Below are 21,959 nucleotides of genomic sequence, written 5' to 3' on the forward strand. Positions count from 1 at the left end.
ATCCTGCCCGTCTTTCGTGGCATCTTCTCCAGATGCCGGACAACTCCAGGGAAACTTTCGCCGAGTACGTCGCCGAGCTGCTGGCCGCGCTGCCCGGTGTGCGCGCGGTGGCACTCGGTGGTTCGCGGGCGAGCGGAACGCACCGCCCGGACAGCGACTGGGACTTCGCGCTCTATTACCGGGGCGCATTCGACCCCGGACAGCTGCGTGCGCTGAACCTGCCGGGTGAGGTGTCGGAACTCGGCGAATGGGGCGGCGGCGTGTTCAACGGCGGTGCCTGGCTCACCGTGCGGGACCAGCCGGTGGACGTGCACTACCGCGATCTCGATTCGGTCGAGCACGAGCTCGCCGAAGCCCGCGCGGGCCGGTTCCGCTGGGAACCGCTGGCGTTCCACCTCGCCGGGATCCCGAGCTATCTGGTGGTGGGGGAGCTGGCGGGCAACCGGGTGCTGCGCGGGCAGCTGCCGCGTCCGCAGTATCCGGAACCATTGCGCAAGAGCGCACCCGAGTTCTGGCGTGCCGCGATGGATCGCACACTCGGCTACACGAAACCGGCTTACGTCGCCCACGGGCGGGTCACCGAGACCGCAGCGTCGCTGGGTGTCGCGGCGTTGCAGGCCGCGCACACGGTGCTGGCCGCTCGCGGGGAATGGGTGACCAACGAGAAGACCTTGCTCGACCGTGCGGGGCTGCGCGATCTGGACGACATCGTGGCCGGGCTCGCGCACGACCTGCCGGGCGCGTTCGCCACCGCCGCCGCCCGGCTGCGCGCGGCCGTCGACAGTCCACAAGAGACCTAACCGGGCACCCGGGCCGCCGCGGTGTACCGGAGGTCGGTGCGTCACCCGCCATGGCGGTGTTCGGCCCGGCCCGGCCCGGGCGGGAACTTTCCCGCTCAACGGCGGTACCGGGCACCGGCCGCCGCCGGTCATCCTGGCCCGGTCCCCTCCGATGACGCAGGTGATGCCATGACCGTCCCCGCCGATGCCCGCACTCGGCACGTGCGCTGGGTCGCGCCGCTCTGCTGGGCCGCGGTGGCCCTGGAAGGGTTCGACCTGGTGGTGCTCGGCGTGGTGCTGCCGTCGTTGCTGAAAGAACCCGCCTGGGGCCTGGATCCCAACTCCGCCTCGCTGATCTCCGTGGTCGGGTTGCTCGGCGTCGCGGCAGGGGCACTGTCGGTCGGGCCGGTCAGCGACCTGTTCGGCCGGCGCGGGGCGATGCTGGTGACGGTCAGCGGGTTCTCGCTGTGCACGCTGCTGTGCGCGTTCGCGGACGGGCCGTGGCTGTTCGGGGTCCTGCGGTTCCTCGCCGGCCTCGGTCTCGGTGGCGTGCTGCCCATCGCGCTCGCGTTGAGCACCGAATACGCCCGGACAGGCCGCGGCGGCAGCGCGACCACCGTGCTGATGACCGGCTATCACGCCGGGGCGGTCCTCACCGCGCTGTTGGGCATTTTCGTGCTCGAGCGGTTCGGCTGGCCGTGGATGTTCGTGCTGGGGGCCGCACCCGCGCTGGTGCTGGTCCCGCTGATGGTGAAGTTCCTGCCCGAATCGGCCGCTTTCCTGCGCATCCGGGGCGCTTCGGCCACCCGCGCGGTGCGGCCCCGCAACCCGGCGGCCGTCCTGTTCCGGCACGGCTACGCACGGGCCACGATCGCGTTCTGGATGACCTCGTTCATGGGCCTGCTGCTCGTCTACGGGCTGAACACCTGGTTGCCGGAGATCATGCGTGCCGCGGGCTACGAGCTGGGTACGGCGCTCGCGCTGCTGCTGGTGCTCAACGTCGGCGCGGTGCTCGGCCTGCTGATCGGCGGGCGCGTGGCCGACCGGATCGGCCAGCGGCGTGCCGCGGTCGTGTGGTTCTCCGCGGCCGCGGTGTCCCTGGCGTTGCTGAGCATCAAACTGCCGGGGTTGAGCATCTACGCCGGAGTGCTGCTGGCGGGCGTGTTCACGTTCAGTGCGCAGGTGCTCGTCTACGCGCATGCGGCCCAGGTGTACCCGGCCGCGGCGCGCGCCACCGGACTGGGTGCGGCGAGCGGGATCGGCCGGTTCGGCGGAATCTCCGGCCCGATGGTGACCGGCGTCCTGCTCACCGCCGGACTGGCCTATCCCTGGGGCTTCTACTTGTTCGCCGTGGTGGCGGCCATCGGCGCGGTCGCGATCGCGGCGGTGGACCGGGGTCCGGCGCCGGACGCGCCGGTGGCCACCCCGCTGCGGGACGAACGCCGGGTGTCCGGCTGACCGGGCACGGGGCCGTGCCGCCCAGCGCCGCCCCGTGCCCGGCCGGCCTCATGCGTAGAAGTGGATGTAGCGGAAGTCGCCGACGGGGATGTCGTGGACGAGGTAGTGCCCGTCGCCGGCCCAGTTGTAGTCCTCGACCGTCGCGGTGTCGCCGTGCACGCTGTCCACGATGGCGACGTGGCCGTAGGTGCCGGCGTCGGTCTGCGCGATCGAACCCGGGGTCGGGTTGCTGTCCACCTGGTACCCGTTCTGGCCCGCGTTGTCGTCCCAGTACTTCGCGTCGCCGTAGTTGTTGGCGCTCTCGCCGTGCTCGGCGATGTTGAACGCGGCCCACGAGACGCATTCGCGGTTGTACATGTTCCAGTCGTCGACGACCGAGTCCTGCGGGATGTCCCGCCACTTCGACGGGTAGGTGTCGCCGATGAGGCGTACCGAGGAGCTGGGCGCGGCGGTTCCGAACTCCGCGGCCATCGACCCCGGGTGGGCCTGCGGGGTGGCGGACGCGGTCGCGGCGCCGGTGACCGCGAACGCGGTTGCCGCGACGGCCGCGGTGAGGGCTCTGGTGAGACGGCGCATGGGAGTGCCTTTCCGGTAGGGGAGAGGGGAAACGGTGCGGCGGAAGGTAACCAGCGGGTGACGCGCAGTGCCAGGTACCTGTGGACGGACGGCGTGCGGAGCGGAGGATCCGCAGGTGGGCAGGTGGCGTTCACAGAATTGCGTCACCACGTCCAGCACACCCCGCTGATGCCGGGGCGCACGTCGCGGGCGGCGAAAGTGACCTGATGCCCGGAGCCGACGCGCAGGCTCGCACCCGGGTGCCGCGGCCCACCCGGCGCGCGTCGTTCGAAGGCCCGCACGCGGCGCGGCGGACGCAGCCCGAACTGGACCTGGCAGACGTACTCGGGCACGGGCCGGGTGAACCGCCGTCCGTACTCCGTGGTCGGCGCTCCCGGCGGCAGCACGACCTCGTAGTCGACCGCGGTCACCTCGCCGGCCGCGAGCACCCGGTCCAGCAGCAGTTCCCCGGCGGTCATCCCGGTCTCCCGGTCCACTCGCACCCGGCCGACCCGCGCAGAGCGAACGCCCTGGTAACGCGGTGTGCCGGTGAGCTGCCCGTCGGACTGGTGATACGTCATCAGCCGGTCGACGCCGTCGAAGACGGCCTCCGCGACCAGACGTGTCCACAGCGACCGCTCGCGGCTGTCGTCGTCGATCAGTACGCGCTCGTGCACCGACCAGAAGACCACCTGCCCGTCCGGTGGCGGCCTCAGCTCGGCCGAAAGCGGCCGCAACTGCGGCCACAGCCGGCGCCGTTCCACGCATTCCGGTGGCCGGCCCAGCCAGCGCCCGCGCGCTGCCCGCGGTCCGAGCCGCGAGGTCAGGTCGCCGGGGGAGAGGCCGAGCACCTGTTCCAGCTGCAGCACCGCGTGCAGCGAGGCCTCCCGCTCCGGACGCGACCGCCCGCGCCGCCAGTAGGACAGCGCCGAACGCGACAACCGGACGCCGCGTTCGGCGAGGTGGTGCTGGAGCCGTTCCAGCGAAAGCCCGGAATCCTCGATCGCGGCGTCCAGCGTGACCGCGAACGATCCGGCGGGCTGCGGGGACACCCGCACAGCATGATCAGCACGACCGCGCCGGGGAACCGACGAAAGTCCTGTCCGTCCACAGTGCTGTATAACGGCCTATACGGCGGGGCTGGAGAGCAGCGCGATATCCATCTCAGCCAGCGCCCGTGGGTCCACCACCACTTCATACGCAGCGACGAGCCCCACCCGCACCTGAATCTTCAGCACTCCGGCGAGCCGGCCACCCGGAGCGAGGACCAGGCCCGCGTCACCGTTCACCAGTGCCGGCTCGGCGAGCTGCGCCCGGCCGGCGAACAGCGTGGTCCCACGGGCAACCTCGGCACGGCCGCGCAGGACCGCCGGGACACCAGGCGGGAGTGTGGCCGGGTCGGCGTACCGGACGACGTCCGGTGCCAGGACTTCCAGCAGCGCGGCGAGGTCTCCGCCGCGGGCGGCGGCGAGGAACGCCGTGACGACCGCCCGGTGCTCGGTCAGGTCCGCGTCCGGCACCGACGGAGTGCCGCGGACCCGCAGCCGCGCGCGGCTGGCGAGCTTCTTCGCGGTTGCGGGACTGCGGTCGAGGATCGGGCCGACCTCGTCGAACGGCATCGCGAAGAGATCGTGCAGCACGAACGCCGCCCGTTCGGCCGGACCGAGCCGGTCGAGCACCACCAGCAGCGCCCGGCCGACCTCGCCGGCGAGGACGATCTCGTCCTCGGGCGAGCCGGAACCGGCGATGTCCGGCGTCTCCGGAATCTCCGCCACCGGCGTCTCCCGGCGTGCGCGCAGCACGTCGAGGCACAGCCGGGAAACCACGGTGGTGAGCCACGCGGCGAGGTTGCCCGGTACGGATGCGCGACCGAGCCGCAGCCACGCTTCCTGCACCGCGTCCTCGGCTTCGGCCGCGGAACCCAGCATCCGGTACGCCAGGGCGTGCAGCCGCGGCCGCTCCGCCTCGAACCGGCGGGCGAGCGGGTCGTGCTCGGTCATCGGTCACCTTTCCCCGTGCTGATCCGTCGTGCTGGCGGGAGAGAGACGGAAGAGGACGACGAGAGGAACCGGATGTCGGACATGCTAGCCCCCTTGCTGTGCCTGGATTCGAGCGCGGACCGCGGCGAGTCCGTGAGCAGGCGGCTGACCGCGGAGTTCACCCGGGAATGGCGGCGGCGCGGGGCCGCGGTGCGCTACCGCGACGTGTCGGCGGATCCGGTGCCGCTGATCGGCGAGGCTTATGCCCGGCTCGGCCGCAGGGTCGAACGCCGCGGGGCGCTGTCCCTGTCCGATATCGGCCGGCTGGTCGCGGGCGAGGCGGAACGGCGCGAATGGGAGCTGACCCGGCCGCTGGTCGCCGAACTGCGTGCGGCCGGTTCGGTGCTGCTGGGCGTGCCGATGTACAACTTCGGCGTGCCAGCCGCGCTGAAGGCGTGGATCGACCGGGTTTCGTTCCCCGGCGTGTTCATCGATCCCGAGACCGGCCGGAAGTTGCTGGGGGACAAGGACTTCGTCGTCATCTGCGCCCGCGGCGGAGCCTACGGTCCGGGTACGCCGCGGGAAGGCTTCGACCACCAGGAGCCGTATCTGCGTGCCTACCTGACCAACCTGGGGGTGGATCCGCGACGGCTGGAGGTCGTGTCCGCCGAACTCACCCGGGTCGGCGACGTTCCCGCGCTGGACGGGCTGGCGGACCTCGCCGCCGCCTCGCTGGCCGCGGCCCGGGACCGGGTGCGGGAGCTGGCCGGGAGCGAGCCCGCCGGGGCACCGGAGGCCGCGGGGATAGATTGAGGGCGTACCCGAGAACAGGAGTGACAGCGCATGCGCAAGGAATACGTGGACATTCCGGCCGGTGACGGGGTCGCCGACGCGTACCTGGTCGTCCCGGACGGCGGACCGCACCCCGGAGTGGTGTTGTTCGTGGACGCTTTCGGGCTCCGTCCGCGGATCGAGGAGATGGCGGAGCGAATCGCCGCGGCGGGCTACGCGGTGCTCGCGCCGAACCTGCTCTACCGCGGCGGCCGCTCGCCGATGGTGGAGGACATGGCCGCGCTGGCCGACGAGAGCAAGCGCGAGGCGATCTTCGGCAAGATCTTCCCGCTGATCTCGCAGCTGGACACCGCGGCGATCACCCGCGACGCGCAGATGTACCTCGACTTCTTCCACGCCCAGGAGGGCGTCGCCGAGGGTCCGGTGGTGATCACCGGATACTGCATGGGCGGGTTGAACGCGCTGAAGGTGATCGAGGCCCTGCCGGACCGGGTGAAGGCGATCGCGAGCTTCCACGGCGGCCGGCTGGCCACCGACGACCCGGACAGCCCGCACCTGCGGGTCGGCGCCATCACCGGGGAGGTCTACTTCGGGCACGCCGACCAGGACCACTCGATGGACGCCGAGCAGATCAAGACCCTCGAGCGGGCGCTGGACGAGGCCGGGGTGACCTACCGTTCCGAGATCTACGAGGGCGCCGGGCACGGGTTCACGATGACCGACACCGCCGCCTACCACGAGGAAGGCGAGAAGCGGCACTGGGCGAACCTGTTCGCGCTGCTGGAGCGCGTCAACGGCTGAGCACGGCTGCTCCCGGCTGTTTCGCCGGGGACGGACCGGGCGGAGATCCGCCCTGTCGCCCGGTCCTCGTCCGGAGCGCGGCGAGCAGCCGTCCTGCGCGGCGAGCAGCAGTCCGATCCGAGAGCCAGGCACCGGCCGTGCCCCGAGCCGGAGACCGGGAGACCGCCGATGAGCACTCCGACCACCGTTCCGCACCGGGAGAAACTGCTGCGTGGGCCTGCACCAGCTGTACGCGCACGGGTTCCACGGCACCACGATCGACGGGATCCTCGAGGGGCCGGCGTGCCGAAGGGGTCCTTCTACCACCACTTCGGCTCGGAAGAGACGTTCGCGCGCCAGGTGCTCGCGCGGGTACATGCAGTTCCAGCTGGACCAGCTGACGGAATGGGGCGCGCGGGCCGACCTGCCGGTACCGGCGTTGCTGGCCGGGTACTTCCGCGCGATGGCCGGCCGGTTCACCGGCTCCGGGCACCGGCGGGCCTGTCTCGCCGGGAAGCTGGCCACCGAGCTGGCCGCGGGGCACGAGGGCTTCCGCGACCAGCTGGCCGAAGACCTGGCGGGCTGGCGCGAGCGGATCGCCGAGCTGGTGCGGACCGGCCAGGACCGTGGGGAGGTCCGGGCGGACCAGCCCGCCGGGCCGCTGGCCGACGCGGTGCTCGCGCTGGTGCAGCGGGCGTCCGTGGTCGCGTTGGCTTCGCGGGACGATTCCTCGCTCGCGTCCGTGGGCACCGCGATCGAACTGCTCGTGGCCGGCTGAGCGTCCCGGCGACGCGCCCGTGGCGCAAGCTCGGTGCGCCCGGACGGCGCAGTTCGCTTAGGCTGACGGCATGGCCGAAGCTGTGCTGTGCCGGGATTCGGTGGAGCTTTCCGGGCGGGAGCGGTCGGTGCTGCGGAGCATGGCGGTCCGCGGGACGGCCGCCGAGCTGTACTGCGAACTCGAGGCCGGCCACGGCCACGAGCACGCGGCGCCGCTGGTGCGGGGCGAATGGTGGTTGCGGTGGTGGCCCGGCCGCCGGGTGCTGGAGTCCGTCGCCGACTGCGGCGCCGAGTCCGAGGAAGGGGTGGCCTGCCTCGCGCCGGGCGGGCACGAAGGCGGGCACCGGTTCGGCCCGGCCGACGCCGGATGGCCCGGCGAGCGCCGGTAACCTCACCCCATGCGCGAGGGCTTCCAGGACGATCTCGACCGGCTGGACGGCAAGCTGGCCACGATGGCCGATGCCGCGGCCGAGGCGATGCGCCGCGCGACCCAGGCCCTGCTCACCGCGGATCTTCCGCTGGCCGAACAGGTCCTCAGTGCCGACGACGAGCTCGACCAGCTGCGTGCGGCGTGCGAGGAGGACGCGTACGCGCTGCTCGCCCTGCAGGCTCCGGTCGCGCGTGACCTGCGTGGTGTGCTGGCCGTGGTGTACTGCGCGGAGAAGGTCGAGCGGATGGGCGACCTCGCCGCGCACATCGCCGGAACCGTCCGCCGCCGGCATCCGGACCCGACCGTGCCGGCCGAGCTGGAGGCCGTGTTCGCCGAGCTGGGGCGGGAAACCGCCGGGATGGCCGATCGGGTGGCCGGCCTCATCCGGGCCGGCGGCCAGGGCGGCTACGCCGAGCTGAGCCGCACCGACGAGACGATCGACGCTCTGCACGCCCGGGTGCTGGCCACGATCACCGCGCCCTCGTGGCCGCACGACCAGCGGATCGCGGTGGCGCTGACCCTGGTCACCCGGTTCTACGAGCGCTTCGCCGACCAGGCCGTCTCGGTGTCGAAACGCCTGGACTTCGCCGCGACCGGCGACCTGCCGGGCTAGCGGCACGACGATCGTCGCCGGCCGGAGCCACGGCGGGCGTCGAGGTGGTGGGTGGCCGCTCTGGCATGGTCCGCCGGGGTGACATGTGCCGTGCCGCTCGGGGATCGCCGTGGCCGATCATCCGGTGGGTGGCGTAGGCGGAGCCGATCCCGGGTACGTCGGCGCCGGACGTGAACTGCCTGCCGGGACCGTCGTTGCCGAAGCTGCGCGCGCCCGGCCTCGGGCGGCAAGCCCAGCCGAGCAGGCAAGCCCAGCCGAGCAGGCAAGCCCAGCCGAGCAGGCAAGCCCAGCCGAGCAGGGAAACCCAGTCGAGCGGGAAGCCCGACCCCGAGCGGGCTGCCCAACCCAGCCGGCCGAGTCCGGCGGGCACCCCGCCTCGGCGGCCGAGTGCCTTGTCGGGTCAGGAATCCGTGGTGTGCTTACAGGTCACCGGCTTGCCAGGAGCGGGGGAGCTGGCTTTGGCGAGTTCCTTCGTCTTGTCCAGCAGGATGCGGCAGCTGAGCGTGACCGCGCCGGACGGGGTCGCCGTCACCGAGGCGTCCTTGCCGGCGCTGACGATCACGTCCTGCTTCCACGGCAGCCCGAGCGGGCCGTCCATCTTGTGCTGGGACACCTTGTCCTGGTAGCGGTCCGGCGATTGCCCGTAGCTGATCTCGGTGACACTGGCGGTGCTGTCCGCGGTCACCTCGTAGGTGATCGCCCACGATTTCCCGGTCGGGTTGGAACAGGCCGCGAGCCCGGCCACGGCGGCGACCGCGACGGTCGCGGAGAGTGTCTTCTTGATCACGACCGGACTGTACCGGGTAAGCCCGCGCGTCGCCGCACAGCACCGGCGGCCCTGCACGAGTCCACAGTGGATCCTTCCCGGAGGTGCCGAACCAAGCCGGTGGCGCACGCGGTGGCTGTAGTGCCCGGCGTGAGCGCTGCCCGGGTTGCCGGCCGGGTTGTCGCGGCACTCGCCGGACGCGTGCGTGTCCCGGGGCCGCGGGATCAGCCGGTACGGTCCGCCGCGTGGTGGGCCCGGTCGACCTCGGGCATGTGGTCCTCCGCCCAGGTGCGCAGCACGGCCAGCGCCGCGTCCAGTGACGTGCCGAGCGCGGTCAGCCGGTAGTGCACGCGGGGTGGCACGGAATCCTCGACCCGGCGGGCGACGAGGCCGTCGCGGGCCAGGCTCTGCAGCGTGACGGAGAGCATTTTCTGGGACACGCCGGGCATCCGGCGTCGCAGGTCGGCGAACCGGACCTCGGCCGGGGCGGCTTCGGCGAGCACCTTGACCGCCATCGAGGTCCACTTGGTACCGATCCGGTCGAGCAGCGCACGCGTCGGGCAGGTCGGATCGAACAGGTCGCCGCGAACCCCACGCGCGCGGCTTCCGGACGAGGTCACCTCGAGCTCACCACCTGACGGGAAAGTGCCTTCTTGGCGGCACGATCTGAGTTACCTACCGTGTTCTGGTAACCAATCGTAACCGCTGGAGGAAGTCATGGGCGCACCTGTCCCGCCGCCGGTCGAGCTGCGGAAGGTCACGGTGGGCGACGCCCGGCTGAACGTGGCGATCGCCGGCACCGGCCCGGCCGTCGTGCTGCTGCACGGATTCCCGCACACCTGGCAGCTCTGGAGTGCGGTGCTGGGCCCGCTGGCCGCGCGGTACCGCGTACTCGCGCCGGACCTGCGCGGCCTGGGCGCGAGCAGCCCTGGAGAGGCCGGATTCGACGCGGGCACGATCGCCACCGACCTCGGGGGACTGCTGGACGCACTGTCCGAACCCGACGCGGCGGTGGTGGCGATCGACCTGGCCGTTCCGGGCGCGCTGCTGTTCGCACTGCGGCAGCCGGAGCGGATCCGCCGGCTCGTGCTGATGGAGTCGCTCGCCGGTCCGCTGCCCGGCGCCGAGGATTTTCTTGCCGGAGGCCCACCGTGGTGGTTCGGGTTCCACGCCGTTCCCGGGCTCGCCGAGACCGTCCTTTTCGGACACGAGGCGGAGTACGTCGGCTGGTTCCTGGATCAGGGCACGCTCGGCCGCGGGATCGCGCCGCGGCTGAGCACCGCGTTTGCGGAGGCCTACACCGGTGTGGAAGCCCTCCGGTGTGCGTTCGGGTACTACCGCGCGCTTGCGGAAAGCGGCCGGCAGCTCACCGAAGCCGTCGCGCGGACCCGGCTCACCGTGCCGGTGATGACCGTCGGCGCGCATCCGGTGGGCGAGGCGCTGGAACGGCAGCTGCGTCCCTTCGCCGACGACCTCACCGGTCACCTGCTGGCCGAGTGCGGGCACCTGATCCCCCTGGAACGCCCGCGCGAGCTGGCCGGCCTGCTGCTGCCGTTTCTGGCTTCGGGGCACGAAAAAGGGGAGCTTCCGCTCCCCATCGTATCCAACGTATAGCGCACCCCGGGGCTTGCCGCAAGACCCGGTCGTTACCGCAGAATCGTTCGCCGGAACCGGAACTCTGCGGAAGGTCGCGAAGTGCGAGTGGTGGTGGCGACGTACGGGTCGCGAGGGGACGTCGAACCGATGGTGGCGCTGGCGGTACAGCTGCAGGCGCTCGGCGCGGAGGTGGCGCTGTGCGCGCCACCGGACGAGGAATTCGTCGAACTGCTGGCGCGGGCAGGCGTGCCGATGGTGCCGTTCCGGAGGACGTGGCGTTCGTGGATGGCCGCGCCGTCCACGGCCGAGGAGCGGGTGTTCGACGCCGACGAATACGTGCGTGGGCACATCGAGGCCACCTACGAGCCGTTGGCCAACGCCGTGGCAGGTGCGGATCTGCTGGTGGCGAGCGGGATGCTGCACTTCGTGGCGCAGACGGTCGCCGAGCGCGCAGGGGTACCGCACCGGTTCGTGGTCTTCGCGCCCGTGCTGGGCGAGGTTCCGCAGCGGGACGAGCGGGTCGGGCCGCTCATCAACGCGCACCGCAGCGCGCTCGGCCTGCCTCCCGCGCGGGACGTACGTCGCTACCTGTTCACCGCGCACCCCTGGGTGGCCGCGGATCCGGTGCTGGACCAGTGGGAGGCGCCGGCGGATCTCGACGTCGTGCGGACCACCGCGTGGATCCTGCCGGACGAGCGGCCGCTGCCTCCCGGGCTGGCAGCGTTCCTCGCCGCCGGCCCGCCGCCGGTGTACGTCGGCTTCGGCAGCATGCGGATGCCGGCGGAGATCGCGCGGACCGCGATCGAGGCTGCCCGTGCGCAGGGCCGGCGAACCGTCGTCGCCCGCGGCTGGGCGGAGCTGTCCCTGATCGACGACCGTGAAGACTGTTTCGCTGTCGGCGAAGTCAACCAGCAGAAGCTGTTCCGCCGGGTGGCCGCCGTGGTGCACCACGGCGGTGCGGGAACCACGGCGACCGCGGCTCTGGCGGGAGTGCCACAGGTGGTCGTTCCGCAGGCCGCCGATCAACCGCGCTGGGCCGGCCGGGTGGCGGAGCTGGGCATCGGCGTGGCGCACGACGGTCCGGTGCCGACTGCCGAGTCCCTGTCGGCGGCCCTGGAATCCGCGATGGCTCCCGAAACCCGGGACCGCGCCGCCACCGTGGCCACCACGATCCGGCGCGACGGCGCGGAGGTGGCGGCGAGGGTGCTGCTGGGGTGACGGTGCCTTCGTCCGTGCAGGCGAGATCGGCGATACTGGGCTGGTGAAGCGGGAGCGAGCGTGTCACTGACGTCCGAGCTGGCCGACCCGGCCGGGCAGCTCTCGCGGTGGTGCGCGCGGGTTTTCACCGGCTCGGGCTCCGTCGCACGCCGGGTGGAGGAGGCCGTCCACGGCCTGCAGCCGGTCCGCCCAGCGCTCGCGCGGCCGCCGCGGCAGCACTGGGCCGAGGTGGGTGGTGCGTTCGGGCAGCGGGTCGCGGATCTGGTCCAGGCCGCGCCGCCGTATTACGCGTTGCTCGGCATGCTGCGGGCGCAGTGGGGCAGCGGCGCCTGGGCGCACGCGCAAGCAGCCACCTACCCGACGCACGCCGGGCTCCCCGCGGACTACCGGGCGCGAGCGCTGAACGTCCGGCCGGCCGCCACGACCTGGCTGGACCTCGGAGACGGATTCCCCGACATCGAGCCGATCCCCGGCGCACCCGGGCTGTGGGCCGACTTCCTCACCCGGGCTCGCCGTTACCAGGCCCGGCACGTACCGCCCGGGATGCTCGGCGAACCCGGTGCCGAGGCCGGGACCGCCCGTACCGCTTGGGTTCTGTCCGCGTGCGAGGACATCTACCGCTCCGGCCGCATCGAGCCGCGGCTGGCCCGGATCGTCGACGGAGGCGGCACGGTCGAGCAGCTGCGCGCGCTGCCCGGCGAAGAAGTGGTGACCGAACTGACCGGCCTGGCCCGGCTGCTGCACGAGCGCGGCGTGCTGTGGGAACTGCGCCGGCGCGCCGAGGTCCCGCCGGAGGGCACGCAGCTGGGCATCGCCGGCCCCACCATCGTCCCCGGCTGGGCCGACGGCGACCTGCTGCTGGGCCGCATCGACCCGGAGAACGGGATCGGCGACGGCACGGCCACCTTGATCGACGTGAAAACCGTCGTCACCGTGCGCGATCCGGCACGGGTCACGCGGTGGCTGTGGCAGATCCTGCTCTACGCGTGGCTCGACACCGGCGACCTGTACCGGATCCGGGAGGTCGGCCTGCTGCTGGCCCGGCACGGCAACCTGGTGTGCTGGCCGGTCGACGAACTGGCCGGGGAACTGCTGGGCAGTGAAGCGGTGGTGGAGCACCGCCGGGACGAGTTCCGCGTACTGGCCCGTACGATCCTGGACCGGGTAGGCCTGAGCCTGCCGGAAAGCTGACCCCGCCGGAAAGCCGGCTGCGGCAAGAAAAGCCGACCGCCAAAGCGGGGAAACCGATTCTCCCGTACGGCCCGTCCGGCGAGGCGACCACCGTCAGCGCCGTGCGCCCCGCCCGGCGAAGCAGACGGCGGCGAGGACCACCGCGCATCCGGTCAGTTGCAGCACACTCGGTTCCTCGCCGAGCAGGACGATTCCGAAGACCACCGCGCCGACCGGCTGCAACAGCATCAGCGTCGCGCCGGTGGCCGACGACATCCGTGGCAGCGCGCCCGCGATCAGCAGCCACCCGGCGACCTGGCCGATCAGGCTGAGTGCGACGAACCAGCCGAAGGCGGGCCAGCCCGGGGTGAAGTCGAGCCGGTGGAACGGCACGCCCAGTAGCACCGCCACGGCGCCCGCGGACACCGTCGCCAGCAGCAGCGACCGGACCTGCGTCGAGGGGCCGCTGCTGAAGCGGATCAGCAGCAGGTAGACCGAGTACCCGGCGCCGGCGGCCAGCGCGGACAACGCGCCCAGCACCGGGTCGGGCCCGGTCACCGTGGTGCCGATGAACCCGCCGGCCAGCACGATGCCGCCGATCAGCACCGGTGCGGTGACCAGGAACCGGCGGTCCGGCCGGTCGGCCAGGAACGCGAACGCCAACACCGGCACGATCACCACCTGCACCGCCAGCAGCACGGTCGCGATGCCCGCACCGACTCGCGGAATCGCCTCGCCCCACAGCACGAAGTCCAGTCCGAGGCCGAGTCCGGCGAGCAGTGGCGGCACGAGTTTCGTCCGCACGCCGGTGCGCCGCGCCTCGGTCCGGGCCAGCAGCGCCAGCACCGGAAGCGCGAAAAGGCAGCGCCAGAACGAACTGGTCGCCCCGCTCGCCCCGGAAATCTTGATGAACACCGAGGACAACGCGACACACAGGCTGCCGGCCGCGGCGAGGAGCCGCGGGTCGAACTGGGCGGTGAACGCCGCGATCGGCCCGGCCGGAGGGGTGGAATGAAGTTCGGTGGTCGTCACACCGTCCAGCTTGGGGGCCACGACTGTCAACGACAAGCAAATGTTCGTGCGTAGAATTCGGTAGCATCACTACTGTGTTCAATGTCGACCGGATGCGGGCGCTGCATGCGCTGGCGCAGCATGGCTCGGTGGCTGCCGCGGCGGCGGCGCTGCACGTCACGCCGTCGGGCGTGTCGCAGCAGCTCGCGAAGCTCGAACGCGAGGCGGGCCAGGAACTGCTCGAGCCGCGCGGGCGGGGCGTGCGGCTGACCCGCGCCGGGCAGGTGCTCGCCGCGCATGCCGAACGGGTGCTCGCGCAGCTCGCGCAGGCCCGCACGGATCTGGAGCTGCTGCGCGAGGACGTGCTGGGCCCGTTGCGGATCGGCGCGATCCCGACGTGCGTGCACGCGCTGTTGCCGCCCGCGCTGGCCGCGCTCGGGGAGCAGCACCCGCGGCTGGAGGTGACGCTGCGGGAGGGCGAAGCCGAGGTGACGCTGCCGCAGGTGCTGAGTGGAGACCTCGACGTGGCCGTGGTGGAGAGCTGGGCCGACCTGCCGGCCACGGTGCCGCCGTCGGCCGCGCACGTCACGCTGTTCTCCGATGTCGCGGACCTGGCGCTGCCGGCCGGGCACCGGCTCGCGCACCGCCGGGTCGTCGACCTCGCCGAGGTGGACGACATCCCGTGGATCGCCTGGACCGCCGGGACCGGATGCCACGAGTGGCTCGTGCATGTCCTGCGTGCGCAGGAGGTCGAGCCCAGGATCAGCTGCACCGTCGGGGGCTATGCGACCCAGCTGGCGCTCGTGGCGGGCAACGCCGGAGCCGCGCTCGTGCCACGGCTGGCCCGCGGCCCGGTCCCCGAGGGTGTGCACATCGCCGCCACCCGCCCGGCGCTGAACCGCACGATCATCGCGGTGTGCCGTGCGGGCGAGGAGTCGCTTGGTGGCGTCCGGGCCGCACTCGACGCGTTGCGGGAGGCGTCGGCGCTGTTCACGGCGCGCTGATCCGCGGAACGGAACGGAACGGTGCCCGGATGCCAAGCAAGTCACCGGCCCGCCGTGCTGCCTCCTCCGGTTTCCGGAGCGCCGACCGGCACCACACTGGTTCGCTGGTGTGTGGGGGACGGGTGTTTCGCCGGGAGAGTGCCGTTGCCGGGTGGGGTACCGAGAATCGTGAACTCGATCGTGCCCACGACCGGGGTGCTGGCGCACCGCAGGGTCGCGGTGTAGGTCCCCGGGACGCTGCCGGCCGTGGTGTGGCCGCTGAATCTGCCGAAGTTGCCGCCCTCGGTGAACTGCAGTGGTGCCGCGAAACCGGGGGAGGTGACCGGTCCGGTCGGCCCGCCGGGGCAGCCGGTGATGGTGTCCGAGCCCGCGGAGATCTCGCCGCCCGGCTCGACCTCGACGGGATTCAGCCACCACGCCGGAGCCGGGTGGGGCTGCACGGTGAACGTGGTTCTCAGCGTCGTGCCGTCACAGGTCGCCGTCGCCATGTATTCGCCCGGTGTGGACGACGCGGCGCCGTTTCCCCAGAGGTTGTTCCGGTCGCCGCCGACCGCGACGAGGGACACCGGCGCGGCGAACCCGGGTGAGGTGACGTCGGAGTACGTGTCGCAGCCACCGGAGATGCCCGTTCCGAATACCGCACCCGGCCGTAGTGAGTCCGGGTAGACCCTCAGCGCCGGGGATTCCTCGGCTCGGGCCACCGGCGCGAAACCCAGCCCGAGTGCCATCGTGGCCATGGCTGTCGTGATTGTCCTGCGCATGCCTGTTCCTCCCTCTCGGTTGCCGGGGAACACGCGGCCGGGGGCGTTCAGGTTGCTTCGCCGCGCGATTTCAGCCATCGGTCGAACCACGCCCGGGTCCGGTGCAGCACGTCGAGCTGGTGGCCGCGTTCGCGGATCGAGTGTCCTTCCCGCGGGTACCGCACGTATTCGTGCGGCACGCCGAAGTGCCGCAGCGCGCGGTGCAGGTACTCGGCCTGTCCGGGCGGCACATTGGTGTCCTCGGCACCGTGGAGCAGCAGCACCGGCGTGCGGATGCGGTCCGCGAAGGAGATCGGGCTGAGCGCGTCGTGCGGATGCGGACCGGCGCCGGACCAGCCGGTGCTGCCGCCGAGGGCGGCCTCGAACGCGCCGTTCTCCCCGGTGGCCGCGAGCATGCCCCAGTCCGTGATGCCGGCGCCCACCACTGCGGCGCGGAACCGGTGGGTCTGCCCGACGGCCCAAGCCGCCAGGAATCCGCCGTGGCTCCAGCCGGCGATGCCGAGCCGGTCCGGATCGGCGATCCCGTCCGCGACGAGCCGGTCGACCCCGGCGAGGACGTCGGCCCATTCCTCCCGCCCGACCCGCCCGGCGACCCGCGCGGCGAACTCGTGGCCGCGCCCCTGCCCGCCGCGTGGGTTCGGGAGGAAGACCGCGTAACCGGCCGCCGCGAGCCATTGTGCCCAAGCGAACCAAGAAAGCTGGCAGCTGTCGGCGTAACGCCCGTACGGACCGCCGTGCCCGATCGTGATCATCGGATACGGCCCGCCGGATGCCGTCTTTCCCGGCGGCAGGACGACAAGCCCGCCCAGTACGAGGCCGTCCGCGGCCTGGTAAGTCAGTGGTTCCTGCTTTCCCCATGTGAGCGTGCCCACCTCCGGACGGGTGTCCGTGACCCGCCGCAGCCGGCCGCCGATGGGTCCGATGTGGACATCCGCGGGCGCGTACCGCGTACTGGCGACGACGGCGAGATTCCCGCCGGCCGTGTCGGCGTCCCAGAGATCACCGGGGTGTTCGGCCACTGTGGCCAGCCGCGTGGGCTCGACCCGCGCGACCGCGGTGTGCAGTCCTTCGGCGAGCAAGACCAGCGGGGCGCCGCCGGTCTGCCGCAATTCGGTCGGACAGAGCGGGAGCCCAGCCGTGCGGTTGGTCCGGATACCGGTGCGCAGCGCCAGGTCGAACACCGCGGTGCCGCCGTGCAACAAGGGCGGCGTGAGTGCGAGGTAGCTGATGTGCCAGCCATCGCGTCCACGCCACCAGACCGGCTCGCGTGCCTCCGCTTCGAGCGGGCCGATGTCCCGCACCGCCCCGGTTTCCGGATCGAACAGGTGCAAGTGGACAGTCCGTGGCCCGTAGTCCTGGTCTGCCGAGGCCTGGGTGAGGACGGCGAGTGGCCCGCCGCCGGGCCGTGGCCGAACTTCGGCGACGTGGCGCCCCTCGAACACCTCCGGGGTGGTGATCTGCCCGGTGCGCACGTCGAGCAACTGCAGCCGGGCGTGCGGTTCGTCCTCGCCGGCCACGATCGGGTCGCGCGCGGGGGAGTGCTCGCTGAGCAGGACGACCGAGTGCGGGTCGGCGAGCGGGTAGTAGTCGACGATGCCCTCGGGCCGGGCGGTCAGCGTAGTCACCACTCCGTCGGAGACAGACGCGCGCTGCAGTTGCGGTACGCCGCGGGTCGCGCGGTCGGAAAGGAAGAACAGCGTGTCCGGTTCCGCCGACCAGCGGGGCCGGGATTCCGTCGCGGTACCGTCGGTCAGCCGACGCGGCCCAGCGTCCCCGGCGAGCCACACTTCGGTGTCCAGCCGCGGCCCGCTTCGACTGAGCGGGGCGAGAACGTAGCAAACCCGGCCGCCGTCCGGCGAGAGCGCCGGGGATTGCGGTACGCGGCCGTCGGTGATGAGTTCGGCTGTCAGCTCCGGCATCCGGCCAGTCTGCCCGCACGCCGCCCTCACCCGGGAGGGTTGCCGCGCTGCGTTCTCGCGACGGTTTCGGCTGCAGACAGGCAGGATCGGCCGGGGACGGCTGCCGCCGTGGTGGCCGGTGCGCACGTGGAAGTTCCCGGACGGGGGTCAGTGGCTGATGCCGAGTACGGACCCACCGTCCCGCGCCCGGGCGCTGGGAGCCGCGCTGCGGGGTGCCCGGCTCGAGGCACGGCTCGGCCTGCCGGAGCTTGCGCGGCGGATCGACGTGGAGCCGCGACAGCTGGCGGACTGGGAGTCGGGACGCCGGGTGCCGGGCATCGAGCACGTCGCGGGACTGCTGGGTGCACTGGGGGTCACGGGTGCGGACAAGGCGTGGATCCTGTCGCTGGCGAAGGGCGCGGCCGGGCCCGGTTGGCTGGTGCCGGGCCCACAGGCGGACCCGGTGCACTTCACCACCCTGGTGGCGCACGAACGGGCCGCCCGGTCGATCACGGTCTGGGCGCCGGTTCTCGTCCCGGATTTGCTCCAGATCCGCGACTACACGAGGTTCGCGGGGGGTGTGGCCCCGCTGCGGGCCGGCGAGCTGGAGTGGGAGGTGGACCAGCGGATGGGGCGCAGGGACGTGCTGTTCGGCTGCCGGGCGGTCCCAGCGGAGATGTTCATCGGTGCGGAAGCCCTGCGCGACCACTTCGGAGATGACGACGTCATGCTTCGGCAGCTGCGGTTCCTCGCGGACGTGCTGGTCATGTCCCGCACCATCGACGTCCGCATCGTCGCGGGCGGTGCCGCGCACGGCGGGGCGTTCACCGTGTTCCGGATGGCCGATTCCGTACCGGTCGTCTACTGCCCGCATCACGGCGCGGCGGTCTTCCTCGTCGACGACCAGGCCGTGCCGTACAGCGAACTCGCCGGCCGGCTCCGCGAAACGGCGCTGTCCCCGCGGGATTCACACCATCGGCTCACCACGGAGGCCGACCGGCTGTCGCGAGTGCTCGAGACCCGGCGCAGTGCCGACGACGCCGCTCTCACCGAGATCCTGGAGCGCGGCGACCGGACTTGAAGGGAAGGTCAGTACGTCCGGCGGTGCCGTTCCTGCTCGGTCACCGCATCCAGGTCACCGAGCCGCTGCAGGCCGGTGAGTGGCTGGCGCAGCCGGCGGTTGTCCCGGAGCCGGCCGGCGTTGCGGTCGAGAAACGACCAGTAACCGGCGGTGAACGGGCACGCGTGCTCGCCCAGGCGCACCCGCGGGTCGAAAGCACACGAACGGCAGTGGTCACTCATCCGGTTGATGTAGGCCCCGCCGGCCGCGTAGGGCTTGGTGGCCACGACGCCGCCGTCGGCGTACTGGCTCATGCCGATCACGTTCGCCGGCATCACCCAGGGAAAGCCGTCGACGAACGCGGTGGCGAACCACGAGGTCAGCTCGGCGGGGTCGTACCCTCGTTGCAACGCGTGGTTGCCCAGCACCATCAGCCGCTGGATGTGGTGGGCGTACCCGCGGTCACGGACGCCGGCGAGCGCGGTGCGCAGGCAGTTCGCGGTGAGCACGTCCGCGTCGAGTTCCCGCCACCACTGCGGCAGCGGCGTGTGCGCCCGCAGATGGTTTCGGCGCAGGTAATCCGGCCCGAAGTGCCAGTACAGGTGCCAGATCCACTCGCCAACGCAGCACCTGCCGGATGAACCCTTCGGTGCCGGCCAGCGGCGCCCGGCCTTCGCGCCACCTGCGTTCGGCCTGCCGTACCACGCCCAGCGGGTCCAGCAGGCCGAGGTTGAGCGGGACGGACAGCAGCGCATGCGACATCGCCCAGTCCTGCGACAGCATCGCGTCCTGCTGTGGCCCGAAAGTGGGCAGCCGGGCGTCGAGGAACCGGCGCAGCGCACGTCGCGCCTCGTCGTGGGTGACCGCGAACCGGCGAGGCCCGTCGACGCCCACCGGATGGATCGCCCCGGCAGCGGCCGCCCGGTCGAGCTCGTCGCGTACCTGGTCGTCGACGTCGTTCTCCCGCGGCTGCCACGGTGCGGGCACGCCCAGCCGCTCGGTGTGCGGCGGCGGATGCCGGTTCTCGTGGTCGAAGTTCCACTGCCCGCCCACCGGATCCGCGCCCTCGACCAGTACCTCGAAACGGCGGCGTTGCGCGTGGTAGAAGTCCTCCATCAGGAACCGCTTCCGGCCCCGTGCCCACGCCGCGAACTCTGCCTTCGGCAGGGCGAAACCCGGGGTCGGAAAAATCCGCTCGACCAGACCTTCCTCGTGCAGACGGCGGACGAACCGGTCCGCGGCGTGCGAGTTCGGCTCGTGCACCACGACCGTGCGTCCGAAGCGCCGCAGTCCCTCTCGGTAGGTGGGTGCGTGGATCAGGTGGACGCGGTCCCCGTGCTCGTCGGCGAACCGGTACAGCGCGGCGAGTACGAGGTGCAGCTTCTGCCGGTGATAGGCCTTCCCGGCGAACGCGGCGTCCGAGCGGATCACCACGATCTCACGTTCGCGGTGCTCGGGTGCGTGATGGAAATGCGGGCCGAGCTGGTCGGCGAACAACCACAGCGGGGTGCGGTCCCGGCCGGTGCCGCGGGCGCGGGCCATGTCAGCGGCCGTGGGCACGTTCGAGGCTGTCGCCGAGCAGCCAGAGCGTGGGTGGCCAGAGCCCGACGAACAAGGCGCGGCGCTCGGCATTCCCCCGTTCGTCCTGGTCGACGGTCTTCGCGCGCAGCCACAGCGTGACGCAGAGGCCGACCGCGGCGCCGGACATCGTGTGCAGGTGGGTGCCGCGCAGCCCGGCGCGCAGCAGAAGACGCGGGATCGGCGAGTGACGCCGGCGAGTAGGCACGCGCATCGGGGGAACTCCTCATCCGGTGGTGCGGTGGTCGCTGGTGAACGGAGGATGCCCGTGTCGGCAGGTTTCATGCTTTCCCCGCCGCTGCGGACGCTGGTGCGGTGGCCGGCCGGGTTGCTGCTGGTGTCCTGGCGGTACCTGTGGATGACCACCCCGCTGCACCGGAGCGAGCAGTGCGGGGATGCCGGCGACCTGCCGCCGTCGCTGCCGGATTCGCTGGTCGACCACCGGAGCCTGCCGGCCACCGCGGGAACGGGTGCGCTGTGGCACCGCGTCTTCGAAGTGTGCGTCGTGGACAGCGCGCTCGGCCCCGAGGACCTGATCGCGAGGATGTCGTCCGATCTGAACGCGGCCGCCCCGACGGAGGCGGCGGTGTTCGACCAGCTGGCCGGTCCCGGGCCGCCGCTGCGGGTCGGCGCCGAGTACGTCGTGCGCATGGCCGCGCCCTGGGACGGGCCGGTGCGGGTGGTGGAGGTGACCGGCAGCTCGTTCCGCCTGGCGACCCTGGCCGGGCACCTCGAAGCCGGCCAGGTCGAGTTCCGGGCACGCAGTGCCGGGCACGGGCTGGTGTTCACCGTCGAAACCTGGCATCGCTGCGCGAGCCGGCTCGTCGACCTGCTCTACACGCGGCTCCGGCTGGCCAAGGAGATCCAGCTGAACATGTGGGTGCGTTACTGCGTCGGCGCGGCCCGGGTCGCGGGCGGGCAACTGCACGGCGGGGTGCGTATCACCACCCGGCGGCTCGACGGAGCCGGCCTACGTCAGCCGGGAAGCCGAGAACGCGCCGGGTCGTAGCTGTAGAGCGCGAAGCGGTCCCAAGGGCTCGGTCCTGCTCCGGACGGAACGGAAGCCAGACCCTCTCCCACCCGCGCCGCACGCGTCACCGCCGCCGCCGGGCGCAGCCGCTGCCGTACCAGCCCCCGCAGGCGACGCTGGATGTCGCGGTAGAACCGCAGCTGGGTCCGTCGCCCGAAAACGAGCCAGCCGAGCCGCAGTACGGAACCGAGCCGGGGATCGGCCTGGGAATGCGAGCTCGCCCGGAACTCGACCCGGCCCGTAGCCCGGTGCTTGATGACCCGGTAGACGACCTCGCCGCGTTCGAGATGACCGTCGAGCGTCTGGTAACCCCAGCCGAACACGTCGTGCTCTTCGTCGGCTCCGAGGTGGAGCGAAGTGATCCGCACGCCCATCTGGAAGCGCAGCGCGCTGAACCGGCCTTCCAGCAGCAGCTCGCGACCCAGCAGCGGCACTGCCGGGTCGTAAACGGCTCGCACGAGCCCGGGCGGCGTGAACTCGTAGTCGCGGACGAGTGCGCGCGCGATCGACCACGGCCCACCCGGCACAGCGGGCCCGGGTGGCTCGTCCGCGATGAAACAGCGGTGCACGTCGATGTTCCAACCGGGACGGCGTACCTCGGCCGGGTCGTAGTTGACCGCGCGTCCCCGCAACGCGGCCAACGCCGCGCCGGGATCCGCGGGCCCGAGTCGAGGCAACACGAAAGGCACCATCACGGCGAGGAG

25 protein-coding genes are annotated in these 21,959 nt (G+C 72.2%); 13 read left to right on the forward strand and 12 right to left on the reverse strand.

Translation table 11 applies throughout. The annotated features are described in order from the left end of the window. Positions 1 to 32: 32 nt before the first annotated feature. Complete coding sequence (locus BJY18_RS03815; RefSeq protein ID WP_184777692.1) at positions 33 to 800, forward strand: nucleotidyltransferase domain-containing protein; 768 nt, start codon at positions 33 to 35, stop codon at positions 798 to 800. Positions 801 to 968: 168 nt separating this feature from the next. Next, complete coding sequence (locus BJY18_RS03820; protein WP_184777694.1) at positions 969 to 2,237, forward strand: MFS transporter; 1,269 nt, start codon at positions 969 to 971, stop codon at positions 2,235 to 2,237. A gap of 48 nt (positions 2,238 to 2,285) precedes the next feature. On the opposite strand, the gene BJY18_RS03825 is transcribed toward BJY18_RS03820, so the two are convergent. The 3 genes from BJY18_RS03825 to BJY18_RS03835 form a co-directional block, all read right to left on the reverse strand. Beyond that, positions 2,286 to 2,813 (reverse strand): CHAP domain-containing protein, encoded by a 528-nt coding sequence (locus BJY18_RS03825; protein ID WP_184777696.1) that lies wholly within the window; start codon positions 2,811 to 2,813, stop codon positions 2,286 to 2,288. Between the two features lie 143 nt (positions 2,814 to 2,956). Further along, a complete protein-coding gene (locus tag BJY18_RS03830) occupies positions 2,957 to 3,844 on the reverse strand; it encodes an XRE family transcriptional regulator (protein ID WP_184777698.1) in 888 nt (295 codons plus the stop codon). Positions 3,845 to 3,919: 75 nt separating this feature from the next. Next, positions 3,920 to 4,792 (reverse strand): sigma-70 family RNA polymerase sigma factor, encoded by an 873-nt coding sequence (locus BJY18_RS03835; RefSeq protein ID WP_184777700.1) that lies wholly within the window; start codon positions 4,790 to 4,792, stop codon positions 3,920 to 3,922. 72 nt (positions 4,793 to 4,864) lie between these two features. Here BJY18_RS03835 and BJY18_RS03840 point away from each other — a divergent pair, with 72 nt between their 5' ends. From BJY18_RS03840 to BJY18_RS03860, 5 genes are all read left to right on the forward strand, one after another. Continuing rightward, a complete protein-coding gene (locus BJY18_RS03840; protein WP_246458763.1) occupies positions 4,865 to 5,584 on the forward strand; it encodes an FMN-dependent NADH-azoreductase in 720 nt (239 codons plus the stop codon). Positions 5,585 to 5,614: 30 nt separating this feature from the next. Further along, positions 5,615 to 6,364 (forward strand): dienelactone hydrolase family protein, encoded by a 750-nt coding sequence (locus BJY18_RS03845; protein ID WP_184777702.1) that lies wholly within the window; start codon positions 5,615 to 5,617, stop codon positions 6,362 to 6,364. A 355-nt stretch (positions 6,365 to 6,719) separates the two neighbouring features. Next, entirely contained in the window at positions 6,720 to 7,121 is a 402-nt protein-coding gene (locus BJY18_RS03850) for a TetR family transcriptional regulator C-terminal domain-containing protein (protein WP_221457543.1), read from the forward strand. Between the two features lie 70 nt (positions 7,122 to 7,191). After that, positions 7,192 to 7,509 carry a hypothetical protein gene (locus tag BJY18_RS03855; RefSeq protein WP_184777704.1) on the forward strand — a complete coding sequence of 106 codons (318 nt, stop codon included), beginning with the start codon at positions 7,192 to 7,194 and terminating at the stop codon, positions 7,507 to 7,509. Positions 7,510 to 7,518: 9 nt separating this feature from the next. Then, positions 7,519 to 8,163 (forward strand): phosphate signaling complex PhoU family protein, encoded by a 645-nt coding sequence (locus tag BJY18_RS03860; RefSeq protein WP_184777706.1) that lies wholly within the window; start codon positions 7,519 to 7,521, stop codon positions 8,161 to 8,163. A 400-nt stretch (positions 8,164 to 8,563) separates the two neighbouring features. On the opposite strand, the gene BJY18_RS03865 is transcribed toward BJY18_RS03860, so the two are convergent. Together BJY18_RS03865 and BJY18_RS03870 are read right to left on the reverse strand one after the other, a co-directional pair. After that, positions 8,564 to 8,950 (reverse strand): hypothetical protein, encoded by a 387-nt coding sequence (locus BJY18_RS03865; RefSeq protein ID WP_184777707.1) that lies wholly within the window; start codon positions 8,948 to 8,950, stop codon positions 8,564 to 8,566. A 203-nt stretch (positions 8,951 to 9,153) separates the two neighbouring features. Then, complete coding sequence (locus BJY18_RS03870) at positions 9,154 to 9,549, reverse strand: winged helix-turn-helix transcriptional regulator (RefSeq protein WP_184777709.1); 396 nt, start codon at positions 9,547 to 9,549, stop codon at positions 9,154 to 9,156. Between the two features lie 97 nt (positions 9,550 to 9,646). On the opposite strand from BJY18_RS03870, the gene BJY18_RS03875 reads away from it, so the two are divergent. The 3 genes from BJY18_RS03875 (at position 9,647) to BJY18_RS03885 (ending at position 12,934) form a co-directional block, all read left to right on the forward strand. After that, positions 9,647 to 10,543 carry an alpha/beta fold hydrolase gene (locus tag BJY18_RS03875; protein WP_184777711.1) on the forward strand — a complete coding sequence of 299 codons (897 nt, stop codon included), beginning with the start codon at positions 9,647 to 9,649 and terminating at the stop codon, positions 10,541 to 10,543. Positions 10,544 to 10,624: 81 nt separating this feature from the next. Next, positions 10,625 to 11,743, forward strand: a complete 1,119-nt coding sequence (locus tag BJY18_RS03880; protein ID WP_184777713.1) for a glycosyltransferase — start codon at positions 10,625 to 10,627, stop codon at positions 11,741 to 11,743. Between the two features lie 60 nt (positions 11,744 to 11,803). Continuing rightward, on the forward strand, positions 11,804 to 12,934 hold the full coding sequence (locus tag BJY18_RS03885; RefSeq protein ID WP_184777715.1) for a hypothetical protein: 1,131 nt from the start codon (positions 11,804 to 11,806) through the stop codon (positions 12,932 to 12,934). Between the two features lie 93 nt (positions 12,935 to 13,027). Here the strand turns inward: BJY18_RS03885 and BJY18_RS03890 are convergent, their stop codons facing one another. Then, the gene (locus BJY18_RS03890) at positions 13,028 to 13,945 is read right to left on the reverse strand and encodes a DMT family transporter (protein WP_312873725.1); all 918 of its coding nucleotides are present in this window, start codon (positions 13,943 to 13,945) and stop codon (positions 13,028 to 13,030) included. A 92-nt stretch (positions 13,946 to 14,037) separates the two neighbouring features. On the opposite strand from BJY18_RS03890, the gene BJY18_RS03895 reads away from it, so the two are divergent. Beyond that, positions 14,038 to 14,928 carry a LysR family transcriptional regulator gene (locus BJY18_RS03895; RefSeq protein WP_221458503.1) on the forward strand — a complete coding sequence of 297 codons (891 nt, stop codon included), beginning with the start codon at positions 14,038 to 14,040 and terminating at the stop codon, positions 14,926 to 14,928. Positions 14,929 to 14,969: 41 nt separating this feature from the next. Here the strand turns inward: BJY18_RS03895 and BJY18_RS03900 are convergent, their stop codons facing one another. Together BJY18_RS03900 and BJY18_RS03905 are read right to left on the reverse strand one after the other, a co-directional pair. Then, positions 14,970 to 15,689: a hypothetical protein gene (locus BJY18_RS03900; protein ID WP_184777719.1), complete on the reverse strand. Its 720-nt coding sequence runs from the start codon at positions 15,687 to 15,689 to the stop codon at positions 14,970 to 14,972. Between the two features lie 47 nt (positions 15,690 to 15,736). Further along, positions 15,737 to 17,608, reverse strand: coding sequence for a S9 family peptidase (locus BJY18_RS03905; RefSeq protein WP_184777721.1), 1,872 nt, complete (start codon positions 17,606 to 17,608; stop codon positions 15,737 to 15,739). Positions 17,609 to 17,765: 157 nt separating this feature from the next. Between BJY18_RS03905 and BJY18_RS03910 the strand changes: the two genes are divergently transcribed. Continuing rightward, on the forward strand, positions 17,766 to 18,668 hold the full coding sequence (locus BJY18_RS03910; RefSeq protein ID WP_184777723.1) for a helix-turn-helix domain-containing protein: 903 nt from the start codon (positions 17,766 to 17,768) through the stop codon (positions 18,666 to 18,668). Positions 18,669 to 18,676: 8 nt separating this feature from the next. On the opposite strand, the gene BJY18_RS36625 is transcribed toward BJY18_RS03910, so the two are convergent. The 3 genes from BJY18_RS36625 to BJY18_RS03920 are packed head-to-tail and all read right to left on the reverse strand — an operon-like array spanning position 18,677 to position 20,439. Further along, a complete protein-coding gene (locus tag BJY18_RS36625) occupies positions 18,677 to 19,156 on the reverse strand; it encodes a cryptochrome/photolyase family protein (RefSeq protein WP_246458764.1) in 480 nt (159 codons plus the stop codon). Further along, positions 19,110 to 20,207: a cryptochrome/photolyase family protein gene (locus BJY18_RS03915; RefSeq protein ID WP_312873726.1), complete on the reverse strand. Its 1,098-nt coding sequence runs from the start codon at positions 20,205 to 20,207 to the stop codon at positions 19,110 to 19,112. The genes BJY18_RS36625 and BJY18_RS03915 overlap by 47 nt, the downstream gene beginning before the upstream one ends. After that, complete coding sequence (locus tag BJY18_RS03920) at positions 20,191 to 20,439, reverse strand: hypothetical protein (RefSeq protein ID WP_184777724.1); 249 nt, start codon at positions 20,437 to 20,439, stop codon at positions 20,191 to 20,193. Before BJY18_RS03920 ends, BJY18_RS03915 begins: the two co-directional genes overlap by 17 nt. Before the next feature lie 54 nt (positions 20,440 to 20,493). On the opposite strand from BJY18_RS03920, the gene BJY18_RS03925 reads away from it, so the two are divergent. Then, positions 20,494 to 21,234 (forward strand): DUF1990 family protein, encoded by a 741-nt coding sequence (locus tag BJY18_RS03925; protein WP_312873727.1) that lies wholly within the window; start codon positions 20,494 to 20,496, stop codon positions 21,232 to 21,234. Here the strand turns inward: BJY18_RS03925 and BJY18_RS03930 are convergent. Then, positions 21,201 to 21,935, reverse strand: coding sequence for a DUF1990 family protein (locus BJY18_RS03930; protein WP_312873728.1), 735 nt, complete (start codon positions 21,933 to 21,935; stop codon positions 21,201 to 21,203). The two genes, BJY18_RS03925 and BJY18_RS03930, sit on opposite strands and share 34 nt — an antisense overlap. Positions 21,936 to 21,959: the final 24 nt, after the last annotated feature.

This window comes from Amycolatopsis jiangsuensis, from assembly GCF_014204865.1.
Taxonomy (GTDB): Bacteria; Actinomycetota; Actinomycetes; order Mycobacteriales; family Pseudonocardiaceae; genus Amycolatopsis; species Amycolatopsis jiangsuensis.